The following is a 19712-nucleotide window of genomic DNA, read 5'->3' on the forward strand; positions in this document are numbered from 1 at the left end:
TTGATGGTGGCGGTGACGCCGGCGGGGGCGCCGGTGACGGTCAGGGCCAGGCTCTGGGCGGCGCCGGAGGTGACGGCGGTGGCGATGTTCGCGGTGGTGGCCGAGCCGGCCGCGACCGTGCCGGCGGCCGGGGTGGTGCTCACCGAGAAGTCGTTGCCCGGCTGGGTGCTGGTGACCGTCAGGGTGTAGGTGGCGGTGTGGCTGCCCGAGGCGCCGGTGGCCGTGACGGTCAGCGGGTAGCTGCCGGCGGCGGTGGCGGCGGTGGTGCTGATGGACAGGGTGGCGGCCGAACCGGCGTTCACCGTGCTGGGGTTGATGGTGGCGGTGACGCCGGCGGGGGCGCCGGTGACGGTCAGCGCGAGGCTCTGGGCGGCGCCGGAGGTGACGGCGGTGGCGATGTTCGCGGTGGTGGCCGAGCCGGCCGCGACCGTGCCGGCGGCCGGGGAGGCGTTCACCGAGAAGTCGTTCACCGGCGTGGTGGTACCGCTGGTGTACGGCGCGAAGATGTGGGTGAAGTCCCAGGTGCCCTGGCTGATGCCGGAGCAGTTGTCCTTGCCGGCCTGCCCGACGCAGCCGCCGTTGTCACGCTGGAGGGCCCAGAAGGAGAGCGTGTTGACGCCCTTCGAGAGTGCCCAGTTGTACACGGTGGTGGCGTTGGCGACGGTGAAGGTCTCGGCCGGGCCGAAGTCGTCGATGCCGAGCATCTCGATGATGCCGATCGAACCCCACAGCTGCGCCGAGGTCTTGTTCGGGTAGAGCTGCGCGAGCTGGTTGTACAGACCGGTGGTGGCGGTCTGGGTGTCGGTCGCCATGTTGTGCGAGGCGTTGTCGTAGTAGTCGAACGTCATCTGGTTGACGACGTCGATCCGCGCGTTGTTGGCGATCGCGTTCCGCAGGACGGCCAGCCCGTTGTCGGCCAGCCCGCTGGTGGTGGTCGGCAGGGTGTAGGAGAACTGGATGGAGCGGCCGTTGGCGGCGGCCCAGTCCTGGACCAGCTTGATGGCCTTGTTGCGACGGTCGATGCCGCCGCTGTTGGTCAGCGAGTTGTCCTCGATGTCGAGGTCGATCCGGCTGATGTCGTAGGTCGTGATGACCTTCTCGAACGCGGCCGCGATCTGGTTCACGTCGGTGCAGCTGTCGGCGAGTTCGGTGCCGGTGTTGTCGGCCGTGTAGCCGCCGAAGGACGGGATGACGTCGCCGCCGTTGGCACGGATGGTGGCGATGTCGGCGCCGAAGGTGGACTGCGCGACCGGCATCGAGGTGTCGCCGTTCCACAGCGGCGTGCAGGAGCCCTTGGTGGCGGTCTGCAGGAACGCCATGGTGAGGTTCTTGGCGCCGGACTGCGCGGCCAGCGCGGCCGGGCTCTCACCGGTCCAGGCCTCGAAGTACGGCGCGAAGACCCGGGTGGGCAGTGGGGTCGCGGCCTCGGCGGAGGCTGTCCCCACCGTGATCAGGCCGGCTGACGCGACCAGCGTGGCACAGGTGGCCACGATGGCCTGGATGGATTTGCGCAGGCGCATGTGTGTTCTCCAACAGACGTGTTGACGTTGACAGTTGGTGACAGTTGTCCGGTCTCGGCCGAAGCCGTGGCCGGGCGCCCGGGTCATGGAGGCACCGGGGCGGACGGCGGTGCAGGGGCACGGTCGCCGTGCGGGTCGGGGGTGGTCGGGACATGGGCAGGGCAAGCCCCGCCGGCCGGTGGTCACACCCCCACAGTGCATCCCGGTCGGATGGACACCGCCTATAGTTGGACTAGACCACCTGTCTGTCAAGAGTCCTAACAGTTCGTCATCGAAGCCATTCGGCGGGCGGCCCGGGGGATATCGCTTGCGGGCCGGCCGCCGCAGCGGAGATGATCCCCCGGTGAGTGACAACGGCAGAGAGGGCGTGCACCGCCCGAGCGCATGAGCCCGAGGGTTCCGCCTGTCCCGGCGGACGGCCCCGGCCACCGCCTGCCCGACTTCTCCTCCCCGTCCCGCGCGCCCCCGGTTCCGCACCCGCCCGCCGCCCGCGGGCCGCCGCCGCGCACCCGCGCCCACCCGACACCGTCCCCCTGGGAGGAAGCAGCATGACCGATCGTCCGGCCAAGGTCCGGGAGGCCCTCCGCGGCGGCGACCCCGCCGCCGCCATGCGTGAACTCAGGCGTGGGGGTGACGAACTGGGCCTCGCCGAGGCCGCCCCGCTGGTGGCGGAGATCGCCGACGCGGTCGGCTTCGAGGACCTCGCCCGCGCCGCCCGCGCCCTGGGCGACGCCCCCGGCGGGGCCGGCGCGCTCTACGCCTACGGCTACGCCTGCGTCGGGCGCGGCGTCCCCTTCCTGGCCGTGCCCGCCCTCGCCGAGGCGCTCCGGCTGGCGGTCGGACCGCCCCCCTCCCGCGGGCTGTTCGGCCGCGCGCGCCGACAGCCGGCACCCGAACCGCAGGTGATCCTGGCCGAGTTGGCCGTGGCCCTGGAGGACGAGGAGCGGCACGCCGAGGCCGTCGACGTCCTGGAACGGCACCAGGGCATCCTGCGCGACTGGCCGGACCGCTACCTGCTCGCCCGCAACGCGGTGTTGGCCGGCGACCTCGGCCGCGCCCGCCGTACCCTCGACGCGCTGCCGCCCGGCGGCCCCGATCGGCAGGGCGCCGCCGACCGGGTGCGCCGTGCCCTGGACCGGGCCGCCGTCGCCGGCCGGACCGGCCCGCCCGGCCTCCAGGACCTGCGGGCCTGGCACTTCGTCCTCACCGGCGGCCTGCTCGGCACCCTCTCGCCGTACGGCTTCGCGGCCGGCATGACCGGCCGCTACGCCTACCTGGGCGACAGCTACGAGCAGTGCCGGCACGGCCTCGACCGGCTGCGGCTGATCCTGGACGCGGCCGGGCAGCGTCCGCGCTCGGTCTCGCTCCTCCCCGACCGGGGCAGCCGCGCGCTCGGGCTGGCCGCCGCCCGGCTGTCCGGGCTGCCCGCCGAGCCCTACCGCCCGGGGACGCCGGACACGCTGGTGGTGGCGTACGACCTGAACGAGCTGGACGAGGCACTCGTCCCGGGGCTGCGCGCGCGGGCGGCGGGTGAGGTGCTGTACGAGCACGTGACCTGCTGGACCTCGCCACCGCCGGTCTCCGCCGATGTCAGCACCCTGCTGGCGCAGTTCGTGCGTGCGCCGTGGGACGCCGCCACCCGCTACCTCCCCGGCGACGACCCGGTCGAGGAGCCGGCCGACCCGCGTCCGGCCGAGGAGCTGGCCGCCGACATCTGCGCGGCGGACCCGGGCCCGGACACCGGTGACGGCGACACCCCGCCGGACCCGGACGAGGCCCTCGCGGCCTTCGTCCGGGCCGTCCGGGGCCGTTGGCTGACGGGCCCGCGGGACCAGGTCCGCTCGTCCGGGCCGGTGCGCAGCTCAAGGTTCGACTGACCGCGGCCTCGCACCGGCCGGGCCGGCGGGATCCGCGGGGGCCGGTGGGCCGGGGCGCCGGGGGGCGTCCCGACCCACCTCCGCGCGTCCGTCCGGCGAGCGGGCGGGGGCGCGGGGCAGGACGTGGGCCGGGACGTGGGCCGGGCCGCAGGACAGGTGGGTGGGTCAGGACGTGGGGCAGACGGCGCCGCGGACGGCTTCGAGGATCTTCGCGGCCTGTTCGGGGCCCCAGCCCGAGGGGTGCTTCGCGGAGGTGAAGCGCTGGTTCGTCAGGTCGACCAGCTTGGCCTTGTCCTTCGGGTACCGGTAGATGTCCTGGCAGGTGTTCCGGGCCCGCTCGGCGGCCTTGTCGGGATCGCCCGCGACGATGTCCCGGTCGATCGCGTCGAGTGCGCCGACCAGCTTCGCGAGCAGGGCGCTGTCGGGCTTGGGCGGCAGGCCGGCGTCGGCCGGCGGCGAGGGCTTGGCGGTGGCCGCCGGCGCGGCGGGATCGGCGGCGGTCGGGTCCGCGGGGGCCGGGTCGCCGGGCGATGCCGATCCCGGTGCGTCGGCCGCGGGGGAGGTGGGGGAGGCGGGTGGCGCGGCGGGGCCCGAGGACGCGGGGGTGGCGGTCGAGGGCGCCGAAGCGGCGGAGCCGCTGCCGCTGGAACAGGCCGTCAGGGTGAGGGCGGCGGCCGCCGTGAGGGTGGCGGCGAGGAGGCGTGTGCGCATCGCCATACGGTGTCATGTTCGCGCCGGGCCGTCGCCGGTCGTGACGATCTCGTAATGCCGGGTCCACGGCTCCGGGCCCCGGCGGCCCTGGCCGGCGGCGGGCCGCCCCGGCCGGGGACCTCGGCCCGCCGGGACGGACCCGGCGGGCCGAGCGGCGGGTCAGCCCAGGCCGTTGGACTTCAGCCAGTCCTTGGCGACCACCGACGGGTCCTCCTTGTCGATCGCGACCCGCTTCATCAGCGCCGTCAGCCCGGCCGTGTCCAGCTTGGCCGAGACGGCGTTCAGCGCGGCCGTCGCGGTCGCGTCCACGCCCGCCTTGTTCACCAGCGGGGTCACGTTCTGCGCGCCGAACACGTTCTTCGGGTCGGCCAGCGGGACGAGCTTGAGCTGGAGGATCTTCGGGTCGGTGGTGAACACGTTGCCGACCTGGATCGTGCCGTCCTTGATCGCGTTCGCGGTGGTCTCGCCGGTCGGCTTCCACTCCTTGAAGGTGAGCCCGTACACGTCCTTGAACTGCGCCTCGCGGCGGGACTTGAACTCCGGCGGGCCGCCGATCACGAAGTTCGCGGCCTGCGGGGCGAGGTCGCTGACGCTCTTCAGGCCGAACTTGTCGGCGGTCTCCTGGCTGACGGTCAGCGAGTCCTTGTCCTCGGCCGGCGAGGAGTCCAGGATCCCGAGCGAGGCCGGCAGCGTCTTGGCCAGTGCCGCGTTCACCTCCTCCTTGCTGGCCGCGGTGGACTTGGCGTCCAGGTAGCCCAGCAGCGCGCCGTTGTACTCCGGCAGCACGGTCAGGCTGCCGTTCTGGACCTGCCCGTACAGCACCTCGCGGCTGCCGATGTTGAACTTCTCCTCGACCTTGACGCCCTTGGCCTTCAGCGCCTGCGAGTAGATCGAGCCGAGGAGCACGTTCTCGGGGAAGTTCGCCGAGCCGACCACCACGGTCGAGCCGGAGGCCGGAGCCGGCGCCGCCGCGCCGGCCGTGGACGGCGAGGCCAGCGGGTCGCCGCCGGAGGAGCCGCAGGCGGCCGCGCCAAGCGAGAGGGAGGCGAGAGTGGCGGCGGTGAGGGCGCGGCGGACAGCTCCGGCGCGTGAGGAGTGCGACATCGGGTGGAACCTTTCGGAAGGGGGAGGGGGAAGCGTCGGGAGCCGGCGGACGGTCAGTCGGGCCGGCGCTGCGCCCGGATGCCGGGCGGCAGTGCGTAGCGGGCCAGCAGGGCGAAGAACAACTGGGCGGCGACCGCGAGCAGGACCACCAGCAGCGCGCCGCCGACGGTCACCGCGTAGTCGCGGGTGGCCAGGCCGTCGATGACGTACCGGCCGAGGCCGCCGAGGCCCACGTACGCGGCCACCGTGGCGGTCGCGATGACCTGGACGGTGGCGGTGCGCAGCCCGGCGAGCAGGGCCGGCAGTGCGGACGGCAGGCAGACCCCGAGCAGGACCTGCCGGTGCGTCATCCCCACCCCGCGGGCCGCGTCCCGGACGTCCGGATCGGTGTCCCGGACACCCTCGACGGCGGCCACCAGCAGCGGCGGCGCGGCCAGCGCGACCAGCGGCAGCAGGACGGCGGTGTCGCCGACCCCGGCGAGCAGGACGGCCAGCGTCACCAGCCCGAGGGTGGGCAGTGCGCGGGTGGCGCCGGCCGTCGCGGTCACGAAGGTGACGCCGCGTCCGGTGTAGCCGATCAGGAGGCCGAGCGGGATCGCCAGCAGCGAGGCGTAGAACAGGGCCTCGGCGGACAGCGCGAGGTGCTCGGCGATCCGGTTGAGGATGGAGTCGGGGCCGCTGCGGCGGTCCGGCGAGCCTATGAAGTCGCTCAGCCAGGAGAGCCAGTTCACCTGGTCACCGCCTTCTCGCGGACGGCCCAGGGGGCGAGCAGCCGGCGGGCCGTCACCAGGACGACGTCGGTGGCCAGGGCGAGGACGGCGATCAGCACGATCCCGGCGACGATCGGGGTCGGGAAGGTCCGCTGGAACCCGTCGATGAAGAGGTAGCCCAGACCGCCGCGGCCGACCAGGGCGCCGACGCTGGCCAGCGAGATGCTGGAGACCGCCGCCACCCGCACTCCCGCCACCAGGTACGGCACGCTGGCGGGAAGTTCGACGGCGGCGAGCCGGTGCCAGGGGCCGTAGCCCATCGCGGTGGCGGCCTGGCGGACCGGCTCCGGCACCGCGCGCAGGCCGTCGACCGTGGTCGGCAGCAGCACGGCGAGGGCGTAGAAGGTGAGCGGGATCATCACGGTGGCCCGGGTGGCCAGCCCCGTGTAGGGGATCAGCACCACGAACACCGCGAGCGAGGGCAGCGCGTAGACGATGTTGAAGACCGCGGCGAGCGGCTGGTAGAGCCGGGGGAACCGGGCGCAGGCCAGGCCGAGCGGCAGTGCGAGCAGTAGTCCGATGAGTACGGGGACCAGTGCGATCACGGCGTGGTCGGCCAGCAGGCCGCCCAGGTAGCCGAGGTGGTCGCCGATCCAGTACCAGCGGACGAGGGGTTCATCGTCCACCGGTGGCCCCGTCCGGGTCGCCGTCCGTCGCCGGAGCGTCCTCGGCCCGGCCGGTGGTCGTGCGGCCGGCCGGCGCCGGGGCTGCTGGGAGGCCGGCGGAGAGGGCCGCCAGGACGGCCTCCCGGGTGGCGGTGCCGAGGGCGCGGCCCTCGGCGTCCAGGGCGACGGCTACGCCGGCGGGGGAGAGCACGGCGGCGTCCAGCGCGGCGCGCAGGGTGTCGGTGGCGGGCCGGTACCCGGCGGCGGGCAGCAGCGCCGCGTCCGCCGCGCGGTCGATCCAGCCGATCGGGCGGCCGGTGTCGTCGAGCGTCAACTCCCAGCTGCCGTACCGCAGTCCGTCCGCGGTCGGGCGGACGTCGACGGTGGAGGCCGGGCGCAGGGCGAGGCCGCGCAGGCCTCGGTCGCGGCCGAGGAAGGCCGCCACGCCGTCGTCCGCCGGGGCGGTCAGCAGGGTGTGCGGGTCGGCCAGTTGGGCGATCCGGCCCTGCTCGTGCAGCACCACGACCTGGTCGCCGAGCTTGACGGCCTCTTCGATGTCGTGCGTGACGAACAGCACGGTCTTGTTCAACTCGGACTGGAGGCGCAGGAGTTCGTCCTGCAGTCCGGCGCGGACCACCGGGTCGACGGCGCTGAACGGTTCGTCCATCAGCAGCACCGGCGGGTCGGCGGCCAATGCCCTTGCCACGCCTACGCGTTGCTGTTGGCCGCCGGACAGCTGGAAGGGGTAGCGCCGGGCCGTCTCCGGTGCCAGGCCGACCAGTTCGAGGAGTTCGGCGGCCCGAGCCCGGGCCTTCTTGCGGTCCTGGCCCAGCAGGTAGGGGACGGTGGCGATGTTGTCGATCACCCGGCGGTGCGGGAACAGCCCGGCCTGCTGGATGACGTAGCCGATGCCCCGGCGCAGCTTGGCCGCGTCCAGTTCGGCGACGTCCGTGCCGTCCAGCAGGACCCGCCCCGAGGTCGGCTCGACCATCCGGTTGACCATCCGCAGGAGGGTGGTCTTGCCGCAGCCGGAGGGGCCGACCAGCACGGTTATCCGCCCGGTCGGCACGTCGAGGTCAAGGCTCCCGACGGCGATGGTGCCGTCGGGGTGGCGCTTGCCTGCGCCGTCGAATCTGATCACTGAGCTTCCTAGCTGTCGCGCCGCGGCGCTGGTCGTCTGAACTGGTCGGGCATACGTTCGATCGTGCTCCGCCCGCGTGGCTGCCCAGGTGCGGACCGCCGGAAACCTTGATCAGGCTACGATCCGGATCTTCCGGTGTCCTGGATTTGGCACCGTTCGGCCGTTCGCCGCCCGGTGTGCCGGTGCTCCGTGCCCCCGTCCCCGCGCCCCGCCCCCTCCGCCCCTGCTGCCCCCTCTGCCTGCGACGCCCCGTGTTCCCCGCGGTCACCCGGCCGACGGGACCGGGAAGCCGAGGTCCGGGTGCCGACGCCCGGACGGATGCCGGGCCCGGACGGGTGGCCGGGGCCCTCCGGCTCCGGTCCCGTCCTCGTCTACCCGCCCGTCCGGGCGCTACTCCCGGCGCAAGCCGGCCTTCAGCCGCCCGCCCGGGTGGGCAGGCCGGCGGCGGCCCAGCCGACGAACCCGCCGTCGAGGTCGGTGGCCCGGTGCAGGCCGAGTTCCCGCAGCGAGGCGGCGGCCAGGCTGGAGGCGTACCCCTCGGAGCAGACCACCACGATCTCCAGGTCGTACCCGGCGGCCTCCGGGATGCGGTGGCTGCCGGTCGGGTCGAGCCGCCACTCCAGCACATTGCGCTCGATGATCAGCGAACCGGGGATCTCCCCCTCGGCGGCCCGCTGCGCGGCCGGGCGGATGTCCACCAGCAGGGCGCCCTGCTGCTGCGCGTCGTAGGCCTCGCGGGCCCGCGGGCGGTGGACGCCCTCGCGGGAGCGCTCCACCAGGTCGTCGATCGTGGTCACCATTGCTCAGGTCCTTCCACCGAGGTGCGGACGAGGCCGCCGGCCCGCAGGTCGTAGTGCGACATCTCGCTCAGCGGCGGCGAGTAGGCGTGCAGGGTGACGGCCGGGCCGGAGGTGGTGTTCCGGACGTCGTGGACGTAGTCGGGGCCGAAGGCGCGGTCGCTGCCTGCCGGGAGCCGGCGGATCAGCAGCCCCTGGTCGGGGCTGGGCAGCGACAGCTCCTCCAGCTCGCCCAGGGCGACGGTGAACGCGCCGCGCGAGCCGCCGTGGTCGTGGAACCCGGTGGACTGGCCGGGCAGCCAGCTGATCAGCCAGACCTCGTGGTCCTCGGAGGACTCCAGCCGCTCGTACCAGCGGTCGTCGGTGGCCAGCCGGACCTTGTGGATCCACTGGTCGGGTTCCTCCGCGAGGGTGCGGACGATCTTGCGCAGGGCGTTGGGCGTGAGGGGCGTGCGGGCGCGGTCGGGCGCCAGGTCCAGGCTCATTCGGTCGTCCTCGGGAAGCGGAGGGTGCGGCGCGGCCCGTGGGGCGGGCGCGCCGAGCGGATGAGAGCGGTGCTGCGGGAGTGCTGCCGAACCGCTCGCGGGAGCCGGTTCAGGAGAGCGCGGTGCGGGCCCTGGAGAACGTCACAGAGCGGGGACCGGCCAGGAGGTGAAGGTCAACAGGCACACATGGAACTCGCCTGGCGTCGCAGATCGACGTGCAGGCGGCAGACCAGAGTGGTGCCGGATTCCATGGGCCGATAGTTCCCGAGAGAAGGACCGCACGTCAAGCCGGGTCCGCGATCCGGGCGGCCGTGTCGCGCACCCCGCGGACGGGGCGCCCCGCCCGTCCCGCCGGGCCCGGGCCGCGCCCGTCGCGTCCGCCGCGCCGTCCGGCCATCGCCGCGCGCCCCCTCGGCTCACCCGATCGCCGGGGCCCGGGCGCGCCGCCGCGCCGCCCGCCGGACCGTCCGGGCCACCCGTCCGGCCCGGTGCCGGGGAGTCGTCACGCGTCGCATGAGTACCGGCCGCACCCGCGGGGTACATCACCGTTTCATCCGATACGGGAGTTCCTGCGTGTCCGGTTAACCAGACCGACCCTGCCGCGTTACGTCCGACGTATTGTCAGGCCCCAGAGGCCGGGCCTACGGTCTACGCACGTAGATCCGCCCCGTCGACCCTCGAACCGAAGGCCCGTTCCCCCGGACGGGCCACGGAGTTGCGGAGGTACCCATGTCTCGAATCGTCCGTGCGGCCCTCGTCCAGACGAAGTGGACGGGTGATCAGGAGTCCATGATCAGCCTCCATGAGCGGTACGCCCGGGAGGCCGCCGCCCAGGGCGCGCAGGTCATCGGGTTCCAGGAGGTGTTCAACGCGCCGTACTTCTGTCAGGTCCAGGAGCCCGAGCACTACCGCTGGGCCGAGGCGGTGCCCGACGGCCCGACCGTGGTGCGGATGCAGGCGCTGGCCCGCGAGCTGAACCTCGTCATGGTCGTACCGGTGTACGAGGAGGAGCAGCCCGGGATCTACTACAACACCGCCGCCGTGATCGACGCCGACGGCAGCTACCTCGGCAAGTACCGCAAGCACCACATCCCGCAGGTCAAGGGCTTCTGGGAGAAGTACTACTTCAAGCCCGGCAATCTCGGCTGGCCGGTCTTCGACACCGCGGTCGGCAAGGTCGGCGTCTACATCTGCTACGACCGGCACTTCCCCGAGGGCTGGCGCGCGCTCGGCCTGGCCGGCGCCCAGATCGTCTACAACCCCTCCGCCACCAGCCGCGGCCTCTCCGCCTACCTCTGGCAGCTGGAGCAGCCGGCCGCCGCCGTCGCGAACGAGTACTTCGTCGCCGCGATCAACCGGGTCGGCGTCGAGGAGTACGGCGACAACGACTTCTACGGCACCTCCTACTTCGTCGACCCGCGCGGCCAGTTCGTCGGCGAGCCGGCCTCCGACAAGGAGGAGGAGCTGGTCGTCCGCGACCTCGACCTCGGCCGGATCGAGGAGGTCCGCCAGCAGTGGGCCTTCTACCGGGACCGCCGGCCGGACGCCTACGGACCGCTGACCGAGGCCTGAGGGGAGGGGCGAGGCCATGACCCGCACAGTCATCCGGGGCGGCCTGGTCGTCACCGCCGCCGAGGAACTGCACGCCGACGTCCTGATCGAGGACGGCCGGATCGCCGCGCTGGCCGCCACCGGCAGCTCCGCCGCCGAGGCCTGGAGCGCGGACACCGTCATCGAGGCCGGCGGGCACTACGTGATCCCCGGCGGGGTGGACGTGCACACCCACATGGAGCTGCCGTTCGGCGGCACCGCCGCCTCCGACACCTTCGAGACCGGCACCCGCGCCGCCGCCTGGGGCGGCACCACCACCATCGTCGACTTCGCCGTCCAGCCGGTCGGCGGCTCGCTCCGCGAGGGCCTGGACGCCTGGCACGCCAAGGCCGAGGGCAACTGCGCCATCGACTACGGCTTCCACACCATCGTCTCCGACGTCAACGAGTCGGTGCTGAAGGAGATGGACAGCCTCGTCGACTCCGGCGAGTCCACCTCCTTCAAGCTGTTCATGGCCTACCCCGGCGTCTTCTACAGCGACGACGGCCGGATCCTGCGGGCGATGCAGCGCGGCGCCGTCAACGGCGGGCTGATCATGATGCACGCCGAGAACGGCATCGCCATCGACGTCCTGGTCGAACAGGCACTGGCCGCCGGGAAGACCGACCCGCGCTACCACGGCGAGGTCCGCCGCGAGCTGCTGGAGGCCGAGGCCACCCACCGCGCGATCAAGCTCGCCCAGGTGGCGGGCAGCCCGCTGTACGTGGTGCACGTGTCGGCCGCGAGCGCCCTCGCCGAGCTGGCCCGGGCGCGGGACGACGGGCTGAACGTCTTCGGCGAGACCTGCCCGCAGTACCTCTTCCTCTCCACCGACAACCTGGCGGAGCCGGACTTCGAGGGCGCCAAGTACGTGTGCAGCACGCCGCTGCGCCCGCGCGAGCACCAGGAGGCGCTCTGGCGGGGCCTGCGCACCAACGACCTCCAGGTGGTCTCCACCGACCACTGCCCGTTCTGCTTCGCCGGGCAGAAGGAACTCGGCCGGGGTGACTTCTCCAAGATCCCCAACGGTCTGCCGGGGGTGGAGAACCGGATGGACCTGCTGCACCAGGCCGTGGTCGACGGCCGGATCAGCCGCCGCCGCTGGATCGAGATCGCCTGCGCCACGCCGGCCCGGATGTTCGGCCTCTACCCGCGCAAGGGCACCATCGCCCCCGGCGCCGACGCCGACCTGGTGATCTACGACCCGGCCGCCGTGCAGACCGTCTCCGCCGCCACCCACCACATGAACGTCGACTACTCGGCGTACGAGGGGCGGCAGCTCACCGGCCGGGCCAGGACCGTCCTGTCCCGCGGCACCGTCGTCCTGGACGACGGCCGGTGGCTCGGCCGGGCCGGCCACGGCGCCTTCCTGCGCCGCGACACCTGCCAGTACCTGACCTGACCCGTCCGGCAGCACCGCCCGGGGCTGGTGGGCCGGTCCCGGGCGGCGTTCGGCGACCCCGCGGCAGGCCGCGCCCCCCGCACGGCACGCCGCCGTGCACCTCCTCCCGCACACCGCACACCCCGGAACTTCCCGCACACCCCCGCACACCGCCCCGCGCACCCGCACCGCGCGAGCCGCACGTACCCCCAGGATTGGTGGACCCCTCATGGACATCGGCCTCGTCCTGCAGACCGACCCGCCCGCAAGCCTGCTGATCGACCGGATGGTCCGCGCCGAGCGGGCCGGCTTCAGCCACGGCTGGACCTTCGACTCCGTCGTGCTGTGGCAGGAACCCTTCGTCATCCACAGCCGGATCCTCGCCGCCACCGAACGCCTCCGGGTCGGCACCATGGTCACCAACCCCTCCACCCGCACCTGGGAGGTGACCGCCTCCACCTTCGCCACCCTCAACGACATGTACGGCAACCGCACGGTCTGCGGCATCGGCCGGGGCGACTCGGCGATGCGGGTGGCCGGCCGCAAGCCCGCCACGCTGGCCCGGCTCTCCCAGGCCATGCACGCCATCAAGGAACTCGCCGAGGGCCGGACGGTCGAGATCGACGGCACCGAGATGCACCTGCCGTGGGTGACCGACGGCGAACTGCCGGTCTGGATGGGCGCGTACGGTCCCAAGGCCCTGGCCCTCACCGGGCAGCAGGCCGACGGGTTCATCCTGCAGCTCGCCGACCCCTACCTCACCGAGTACATGATCAAGGCCGTCCGGGCGGCCGCCGCCGAGGCCGGGCGCGACCCCGCCGCCCTCACCATCTGCGTCGCCGCGCCCGCGTACGTCACCGCCGACGACTCGCCGGAGACGCTCGCGCACGCCCGTGAGCAGTGCCGCTGGTTCGGCGGCATGGTCGGCAACCACGTCGCCGACCTGGTCGGCCACTACGGCGAGCACTCCTCGCTGGTGCCCGAGGCGCTCACCGACTACATCAAGGGCCGGCAGGGCTACGACTACAGCCACCACGGCCGCGCCGGGAACCCGGACACCGCGTTCGTCCCGGACGAGATCGTCGACCGCTTCTGCCTGATCGGCACCGCCGCCGCCCAGCTGGAGAAGCTGGAGCGCCTGCGGGCGCTGGGCGTCGACCAGTTCGCCGTCTACGCGATGCACGACGCCGTCGAGCAGACCATCGACGCGTACGGCAGCGACGTCATCCCCCACCTGTGACCGAAAGGCGGTGCCCGTGACCGACATAGTGGCCGGCAGGCCCGGCGGAGCATCCTTCGAAGGACCGCACGGCGGGCCGGCCGGCGGCCAACTCGCCCACCCGGACGGCCGTGTCGAACTCGACCCCGCCGGTGTCCTGCCCCCGAACGGCTACACCAACGACGACCTGCTGCCCGTCCCCGTCGCCGGGCGCACCTGGACCACCTACAACTTCCTCGCACTCTGGGTCGGCATGGCCCACAACATCCCCTCCTGGACGCTCGCTTCGGGCCTGGTCGCGCTGGGCATGGACTGGAAGCAGGCGGTGCTGACCATCGCGCTGGCCAACGTCGTCGTGCTGGTGCCGATGCTGCTCACCGGCCACGCCGGCACCAAGTACGGGATCCCGTTCCCGGTCTTCGCCCGGGCCTCGTTCGGGCTGCGCGGCGCCAACCTGCCGGCCCTGATCAGGGCCGCCGTCGCCTGCGCCTGGTTCGGCATCCAGACCTGGATCGGCGGCGAGGGCATCTTCCTGCTGGCCGGCAAGCTCCTCGGGGACGGCTGGCGGACCGCGGGGGAGATCGGCGGCCACCCCTGGACGCAATGGCTCTCCTTCCTGGTCTTCTGGGCGATCGAGATGGCCGTCATCGCCCGCGGGATGGAGGCGCTGCGCCGCTTCGAGAACTGGGCCGCGCCCTTCGTCATCGTCGGCGCGCTCGCCCTGCTGGCCTGGATCACCGTCAAGGCGGGCGGGTTCGGGCCGCTGCTCGACCAGCCGTCCAGGCTCGGCTGGGACCGCGACTTCTGGAAGGTCTTCTTCCCGGCCCTGATGGGCATGATCGGGTTCTGGTCGACGCTCTCCCTCAACATCCCGGACTTCACCCGTTTCGGCGGCAGCCAGCGGGCCCAGATCCGCGGCCAGGCCCTCGGCCTGCCCACCACCATGACGCTCTTCGCCCTGCTCTCGGTGCTCGTCACCTCCGGCTCGCAGGCCGTCTACGGCGAACCCGTCTGGGACCCGATCGCGCTGGCCGCCAAGATGGACAACGTGGCCGGCACCCTCTTCGCCCTGTTGGTCGTCCTGGTCGCCACCCTGTCGGTGAACATCGCCGCCAACGTGGTCAGCCCCGCGTACGACCTCGCCAACCTCGTCCCACGCTGGGTCAACTTCCGTACGGGGGCGCTGATCACCGGCGTGATCGGCATCGTGATCTTCCCCTGGAAGCTGATCGCCGACCCGCACGTCTACATCTTCACCTGGCTCGGCGTGGTCGGCGGGCTGCTCGGCACCGTCGCGGGCATCCTGATCGCCGACTACTGGATCCTGCGCCGCACCCGGCTCGACCTCGCCGACCTCTACCGCCCGTACGGACGCTACTGGTACGCCGGAGGCTGGAACTGGCGGGCCGTCGCCGTCCTGGTCGTCGGCGGGCTGCTCGCGGTCGGCGGCTCCTACGGCGGCCCGTTCCCCGCGGACGGCCTGATCCCGGCGCTCAAGCCGCTCGCCGACTACGGCTGGGCGGTCGGCCTCGGCTCCGCGCTGCTGCTGCACACCGCCCTCGGGGCCGGAGCCCGGCGCACCGCCGGAGGGTAGCCCCGCACACAAGCCCCGCACGCAAGCCCCCGGCCCTGTCGCGCGCGCCGGCGGGCGGGCCGGCCGGCCCCGGTTATTCGATGGATCCGCCCGGTGCGGACTCCTACAGTGACCGGGGCCAGTCGTCGTCACCGGGAGCGGATCATGCGCGTGCAGTACCCCCGTACGCCCCATCTGCCCTGGTCACCGGGGGCGACCGCGGACGACGTACGGACCGGCGACCTCTCCGGCCTGTACGGCGCCGAGGTCGTGGTCACCGAGAAGCTCGACGGCGAGAACACCACGCTCTACCCCGACGGCCTGCACGCCAGGTCCCTCGACTCGGCCCACCACCCCTCGCGGACCTGGGTCAAGGCGCTGCAGGGCAGGATCGGCCCGCGGATCGCGCCCGGCCTGCGGATCTGCGGCGAGAACATGTTCGCGCGGCACTCGATCCCGTACCGCGCGCTGGAGAGCTGGTTCTACGGCTTCTCGGTCTGGGACGGCCCGCGCTGCCTCGGCTGGGACGACACCGTCCGCCTGCTGCGCGGCCTCGGCGTGCCGACCCCGCCCGTGCTGTGGCGCGGCACCTTCGACGAGCGGGCCCTGCGCGCGCTGCGGCTCGACCCCGAGCGGCAGGAGGGGTACGTCGTCCGGACGGCGGAGGGCTTCGAGCGGGCGGAGTTCGGCCGGCGGGTGGCCAAGTGGGTGCGCCCCCGGCACGTGCGGACCGACGCGCACTGGATGCACGCCGCGGTGGTGGAGAACGGCCTCGGCCCCGCCGCCCCGCTCTGGGCGGTCCGCTCCGGCGCCACCGCCGACCCGGCGGCCCTGCGCGCGGCTGTCGGCCTGCCCGCGGCCGGTCCAGGAGCCGGACCCGGAGCCGGACCCGGAGCGGGACCCGGAGCCGCCGCCGATGCGGCCGAGGCCGCCGTCGCCGACGTCTGCGCCCGCCTCGACGTGCTCGGCCGCTCGGGTGACGCCCGGCTGGCCGGCGTGCTGGCCGCCCTCCTGCACGACACCCACCGGGCCGCCCTGGCACCCCGGCTGGCAGGCCCGCTCGGGATGCCGTCGGCCCGCCGGGTCGCCGACCTGGTCGGGCTGCACCCCGCACTGCACCGCCCGTACCCCGACGACGAACGGCGCCGCGGCCTCGCCCGGCTCGCCCTCGGCGCCGACCTGGGCATCCTGCACGCCGTCGCCGCGGCCGTCCTGGCCGGCCGGCCCGGCGCCGGGGCGGAGCAAGCTCTGGAACAGGTCGAATGGTCGGCGCTGCACGCCGAGGAGGCCGGCCTGCTGGCGGAGGCCCCGCTGGAGCCGCTGCGCGCAGGTCTGCGCGAGGCCCTCGCCGGCCTCGGCCCGGACGCGGCCGACCGCTGCTGGGCACAGGCCCGCGAGACCCGTGCGCAGGGACGAACCGGCAGCGTCGAGGCGGCGGTGGCGGCCGGCTGGCGCTGGCGCGACGGCGCCTTCCCCCGGCTGGTGCACCTGACCGGTCCGGCCGGCAGCGGCAAGAGCGCCTTCGCGGCCCGGCTGACCGGCGTCGACACCCGGATCTCCCTCGACGACCTGCGCACCGCCCGCGGCTCCCGGGCCGACCAGCGGGCCAACGGCGACGTGCTGCGCGAGGGCCTGCAGCGCCTCGACACCGCCCTCGCCGACGGGCGGACGGTGGTCTGGGACGCCACCTCCCTCAACCAGCACCAACGCTCCCTGGTGCACCGGATCGCGCACCGCCGGGACGCCCTGATCACCCACGCCGTCCTGCTCGTCGACGAGGACGAACTGGCCCGCCGCAACACCGTCCGGGACCACCCGGTCCCGGACGAGGTGCTCACCGGCCAGTTGCACCGCTTCAGCCCGCCCTACCCGGGGGAGGCGCACCGGACCTGGTACGTCGGTGCCGGCGGTACCGTCGAGGACACCGACGGCAGCCTGCACGCCGAGGAGACCCTGCATGCCGCCGGCGCCCCGCACACGTACCGCACCCCGTGCAGCACCGGGGGGCGATGATGCGGACCAGCGAGCAGATCTACCACCAGGTGTGCTGGGACGCCCGGTTCGACCCCGCCCGGTTCGTGCTCGGGGTCGGCCGGCGCGACGCCGGGCCCAAGCGGGTGCCGCTGCCCGCCTTCGTCCCCGGCGGCGACATCCCCTGGCACCGGGTGCTGTTCGTCGAGGCCGACGGCGAACTCGTCTGGGACCGCGCCACCGGACTGGACCGGATCGACTCCGGCGGGGCCGGCCGGGTGAGCGAACCGCGCCGCCTGCGTGCCCCGTTCTTCCTCACCCGGACCGCCCACGTCTGGGACCGGGACCGCGGCTGGCACCCGGTCGGCGACACGCCGCCGGCGGAGCCGCCCGTCCGGTCCCGGCTGCGCCTGCTCACCTGGAACACCCTCTGGGACCGCTACGACGGCGACCGCATCGACACCGCCCGGCGCCGCCCGCTGCTGCTGGCCGCCCTGGAGCGGGCCGACGCCGACGTCATCGCGCTGCAGGAGGTCGAGGCCCCGCTGCTCGCCCTGCTGATGCGGGCCCCCTGGGTCCGGGCCGGCTGGACGCTGGGCACCGACCCGGCCGCGGACGACGTCGAGGACAGCGGCCTGCTGCTGCTCAGCCGCCTGCCGGTGCGGGAGGCCGGCTACCACCGGCTCGGTCCCCACAAGGCCGTCGCCGCCGTCACCGTGCAGAGCGCGACCGGGCCGCTGGTGGTTGCCGCGACCCACCTGACCAGCGATCACACCCAGGACGGCGCGACCCGGCGGCAGGCCGAACTGGCCCGGATCGCCGAGGGCCTGGCCCGGGTGGACGGCGACCTGGCCCTGGTGGGCGACTTCAACGACGGGTCCGACGGCCCGGCCGGCCCGGCCGCCGTCCTCGGGCTGCGCGACGCCTGGACGGAGGTGCACGGGCCCGGCGACCGGACGCCCACCTTCGACCCGGTGGCCAACCCGCTGGCCGCGGTCTCCTCGCTGTCGGGCCGGGCCTCCCGGCTGGACCGGATCCTGCTGCGGCCCGGCCGGCCGCACCTCGTCTCGGCGGTCCTGCACGGTGACACGCCCACCCCGGACGGCCTGCACGTCTCCGACCACTACGGCGTCGAGGCTGACCTGGACCTGGACCCCGCCGGGGCGGGGCCGGCCGAGCTGCTCGACCTCGCGCCGACCGCCCGGACGGCCGTGGCCTGGCTGCCGCCCGAGGACCTGTGGCCGGCGATCCAGGGGATCCGCCGCGACCACGACCCGCAGATCGACCGGTGGCCGCCGCACGTCAACCTGCTCTTCGGGTTCGTCCCCGAAGCCGACTTCGAGCGGGCCGCGCCGCTGCTCGCCGCCGCCCTGGCCGGCCTGGCTCCGTTCAGCGTCCGGTTGGCCGGGGCGCGGACCTTCCGGCACCGGGAGGACAGCACCGTCTGGCTCGACCCGGCCGCGGAGGACGCGGCGCCCTGGGCGGAGCTGCGGCACGCCCTGGCGCGGCGGTTCCCGCGTTGCCGGGGCCGCGCCGACGGCTTCACCCCGCACCTGACCCTGGGCCTGGCCGCCGACCCCCGGCCGGCCCTGGCCGCCTGCGCGGCGCGGCTCGGCCCGCTGTCCGCGCGGGTCGGCGAGGTCGTGCTGCTCTCCCGCCGGGGCGACGAGCCGATGCGGCCGCGCGCCACCGTCGCGCTGGGGACGGGCGAGGTGCGCTGGCTGCCCGATGCCGTGCCGGGGGCCCGGCCTGATCCCCCGTCGGGGAACCCGTCCGATGCCCGGCCCGAGGCCCGGCCCGGGGCCGCTTCGGGCCGGGGCGTCCGGGGTACGCCGGCGGATGACGTCCTCGACCGGGTCACGGCGGCGCTGGCGGACGGCGTCGTCCATGTCGTCGGATCACGGCGGACGGGCTGCGCGTCCGAGCACGCCGACCTGGACCTGGTGGCCGCGCTGCCGGGGACGCCCGACCCGGCGCGGGTACGCGCCCTGATCACGGCGGCGCTGCCCGGCGCCGGCCGGCTGCGGGAGGTGACCGGCGCCCGGGTGCCGGGACTGCGCCTGAGCGTGGGCGAGTTGGACGTCGACCTGGTGGTGGTCGGCACCGGCGGGACGGCGCCGGCCGAGGCCGTCAGCCGCCGGGCCGAGCTGGGGGAGGCGGCCGCGATCGCGCTGAGCGCCGTGAGCGACGCCGACGCGCTGGCGGCCGCGGTGGGGGAGGGCCACCCCGCCTTCGCCCGGCTGGCCGGGCAGGTGAAGGCCTGGGCGAAGGCACGCGGGCTCGACGCGGCGGCGTACGGCACGCTGCCCGGTCTGGCCTGGTCCGTGCTGGCGGCCCGGACGGTCCGGGAGGCCGGCCCGCTCCCGGACGGCGAGTTGCTGCGGGAGTTCTTCGGCAGCTGGGCCGCCTGGGACTGGCGGGAGCCCGTCACGCTGGTCGCACCGGCCGAGGCCGCCGCGGCCGCGCCGGCCTCCGGCGCGGTGACCGTGCTGACCCCGAGCGCCCCGGTCCGCAGTTGCACCGAGCAGGTCGGCGCCGGCGGCTCCGACCTGCTGACCCAGGAGCTCTACCGGGCCTGGGAGATCCTGGAGGCGGCGGCGGGCACCGGCGTCGACCCGTGGCCCCTGCTGCTGGCGCCGCCACCGCTGCACCGGCGGCACGCGGCCTGGGCGGTGCTCACCGTACGGCCGGGCGGGGCCGAGGAGTTGGAGGCCGTGCTGGGCCGGGCCCGTGGCCGGGTCCGGGCCCTGCTCACCGCCTTGGAGGAGGCCGGCGCGGTGGACGCGCACGCCTGGCCGCGCCCGTTCGAGTGCGGCCCGGCGGTGGTCCGGTACGCGATCGGGCTGGGACGGACCCCGCCGGACGCGGACCGCTTCGCCGTGATCGCCGAGCGGTGGGGCCGGGGCCTGCCCGGCGCCGGCCTGGAACTGCTGCCCGGGGGCTCGGTGCCGACCCTGAGCTGACCCTC

14 protein-coding genes and 1 pseudogene are annotated in these 19712 nt (G+C 74.4%); 7 read left to right on the top strand and 8 right to left on the bottom strand.

Features of this window, described 5'->3' with window-relative positions; genetic code table 11:
* Nucleotides 1–104: 104 nt before the first annotated feature.
* Nucleotides 105–1520, bottom strand: a pseudogene (locus IE329_RS05300) (glycosyl hydrolase family 18 protein); the annotation flags it as partial.
* A 548-nt stretch (nt 1521–2068) separates the two neighbouring features.
* Here IE329_RS05300 and IE329_RS05305 point away from each other — a divergent pair.
* Entirely contained in the window at nt 2069–3397 is a 1329-nt protein-coding gene (locus tag IE329_RS05305) for a hypothetical protein (protein ID WP_190209630.1), read from the top strand.
* Nucleotides 3398–3562: 165 nt separating this feature from the next.
* Here IE329_RS05305 and IE329_RS05310 read toward each other — a convergent pair whose 3' ends face one another.
* The 7 genes from IE329_RS05310 to IE329_RS05340 all read right to left on the bottom strand — a co-directional run bounded on the left by IE329_RS05310 (nt 3563) and on the right by IE329_RS05340 (nt 9010).
* Entirely contained in the window at nt 3563–4108 is a 546-nt protein-coding gene (locus tag IE329_RS05310) for a DUF732 domain-containing protein (protein ID WP_190209631.1), read from the bottom strand.
* Between the two features lie 159 nt (nt 4109–4267).
* Nucleotides 4268–5212 (bottom strand): ABC transporter substrate-binding protein, encoded by a 945-nt coding sequence (locus IE329_RS05315; protein WP_190209632.1) that lies wholly within the window; start codon nt 5210–5212, stop codon nt 4268–4270.
* Nucleotides 5213–5265: 53 nt separating this feature from the next.
* Entirely contained in the window at nt 5266–5943 is a 678-nt protein-coding gene (locus tag IE329_RS05320) for an ABC transporter permease (protein WP_190209633.1), read from the bottom strand.
* The gene (locus IE329_RS05325) at nt 5940–6608 is read right to left on the bottom strand and encodes an ABC transporter permease (protein WP_190209634.1); all 669 of its coding nucleotides are present in this window, start codon (nt 6606–6608) and stop codon (nt 5940–5942) included. Before IE329_RS05325 ends, IE329_RS05320 begins: the two co-directional genes overlap by 4 nt.
* Nucleotides 6598–7728: an ABC transporter ATP-binding protein gene (locus IE329_RS05330; RefSeq protein WP_190209635.1), complete on the bottom strand. Its 1131-nt coding sequence runs from the start codon at nt 7726–7728 to the stop codon at nt 6598–6600. The genes IE329_RS05325 and IE329_RS05330 overlap by 11 nt, the downstream gene beginning before the upstream one ends.
* A gap of 413 nt (nt 7729–8141) precedes the next feature.
* The gene (locus tag IE329_RS05335; protein ID WP_190209636.1) at nt 8142–8528 is read right to left on the bottom strand and encodes a rhodanese-like domain-containing protein; all 387 of its coding nucleotides are present in this window, start codon (nt 8526–8528) and stop codon (nt 8142–8144) included.
* Complete coding sequence (locus tag IE329_RS05340; RefSeq protein WP_190209637.1) at nt 8522–9010, bottom strand: cysteine dioxygenase; 489 nt, start codon at nt 9008–9010, stop codon at nt 8522–8524. The genes IE329_RS05335 and IE329_RS05340 overlap by 7 nt, the downstream gene beginning before the upstream one ends.
* 729 nt (nt 9011–9739) lie before the next feature.
* Between IE329_RS05340 and IE329_RS05345 the strand changes: the two genes are divergently transcribed.
* From IE329_RS05345 to IE329_RS05370, 6 genes are all read left to right on the top strand, one after another.
* Nucleotides 9740–10582 (top strand): nitrilase-related carbon-nitrogen hydrolase, encoded by an 843-nt coding sequence (locus IE329_RS05345; protein WP_190209638.1) that lies wholly within the window; start codon nt 9740–9742, stop codon nt 10580–10582.
* Between the two features lie 16 nt (nt 10583–10598).
* A complete protein-coding gene (gene hydA / locus IE329_RS05350) occupies nt 10599–12002 on the top strand; it encodes a dihydropyrimidinase (RefSeq protein ID WP_190209639.1) in 1404 nt (467 codons plus the stop codon).
* 208 nt (nt 12003–12210) lie between these two features.
* The gene (locus IE329_RS05355; RefSeq protein ID WP_190209640.1) at nt 12211–13221 is read left to right on the top strand and encodes a TIGR03842 family LLM class F420-dependent oxidoreductase; all 1011 of its coding nucleotides are present in this window, start codon (nt 12211–12213) and stop codon (nt 13219–13221) included.
* A 16-nt stretch (nt 13222–13237) separates the two neighbouring features.
* Complete coding sequence (locus tag IE329_RS05360; RefSeq protein ID WP_373311080.1) at nt 13238–14794, top strand: NCS1 family nucleobase:cation symporter-1; 1557 nt, start codon at nt 13238–13240, stop codon at nt 14792–14794.
* A 144-nt stretch (nt 14795–14938) separates the two neighbouring features.
* The gene (locus IE329_RS05365) at nt 14939–16786 is read left to right on the top strand and encodes an RNA ligase family protein (RefSeq protein WP_190209641.1); all 1848 of its coding nucleotides are present in this window, start codon (nt 14939–14941) and stop codon (nt 16784–16786) included.
* Entirely contained in the window at nt 16786–19707 is a 2922-nt protein-coding gene (locus IE329_RS05370) for a poly(A) polymerase (protein ID WP_190209854.1), read from the top strand. The genes IE329_RS05365 and IE329_RS05370 overlap by 1 nt, the downstream gene beginning before the upstream one ends.
* Nucleotides 19708–19712: the final 5 nt, after the last annotated feature.

Source organism: Kitasatospora indigofera (genome assembly GCF_014655955.1).
GTDB lineage: Bacteria > Actinomycetota > Actinomycetes > Streptomycetales > Streptomycetaceae > Kitasatospora > Kitasatospora indigofera.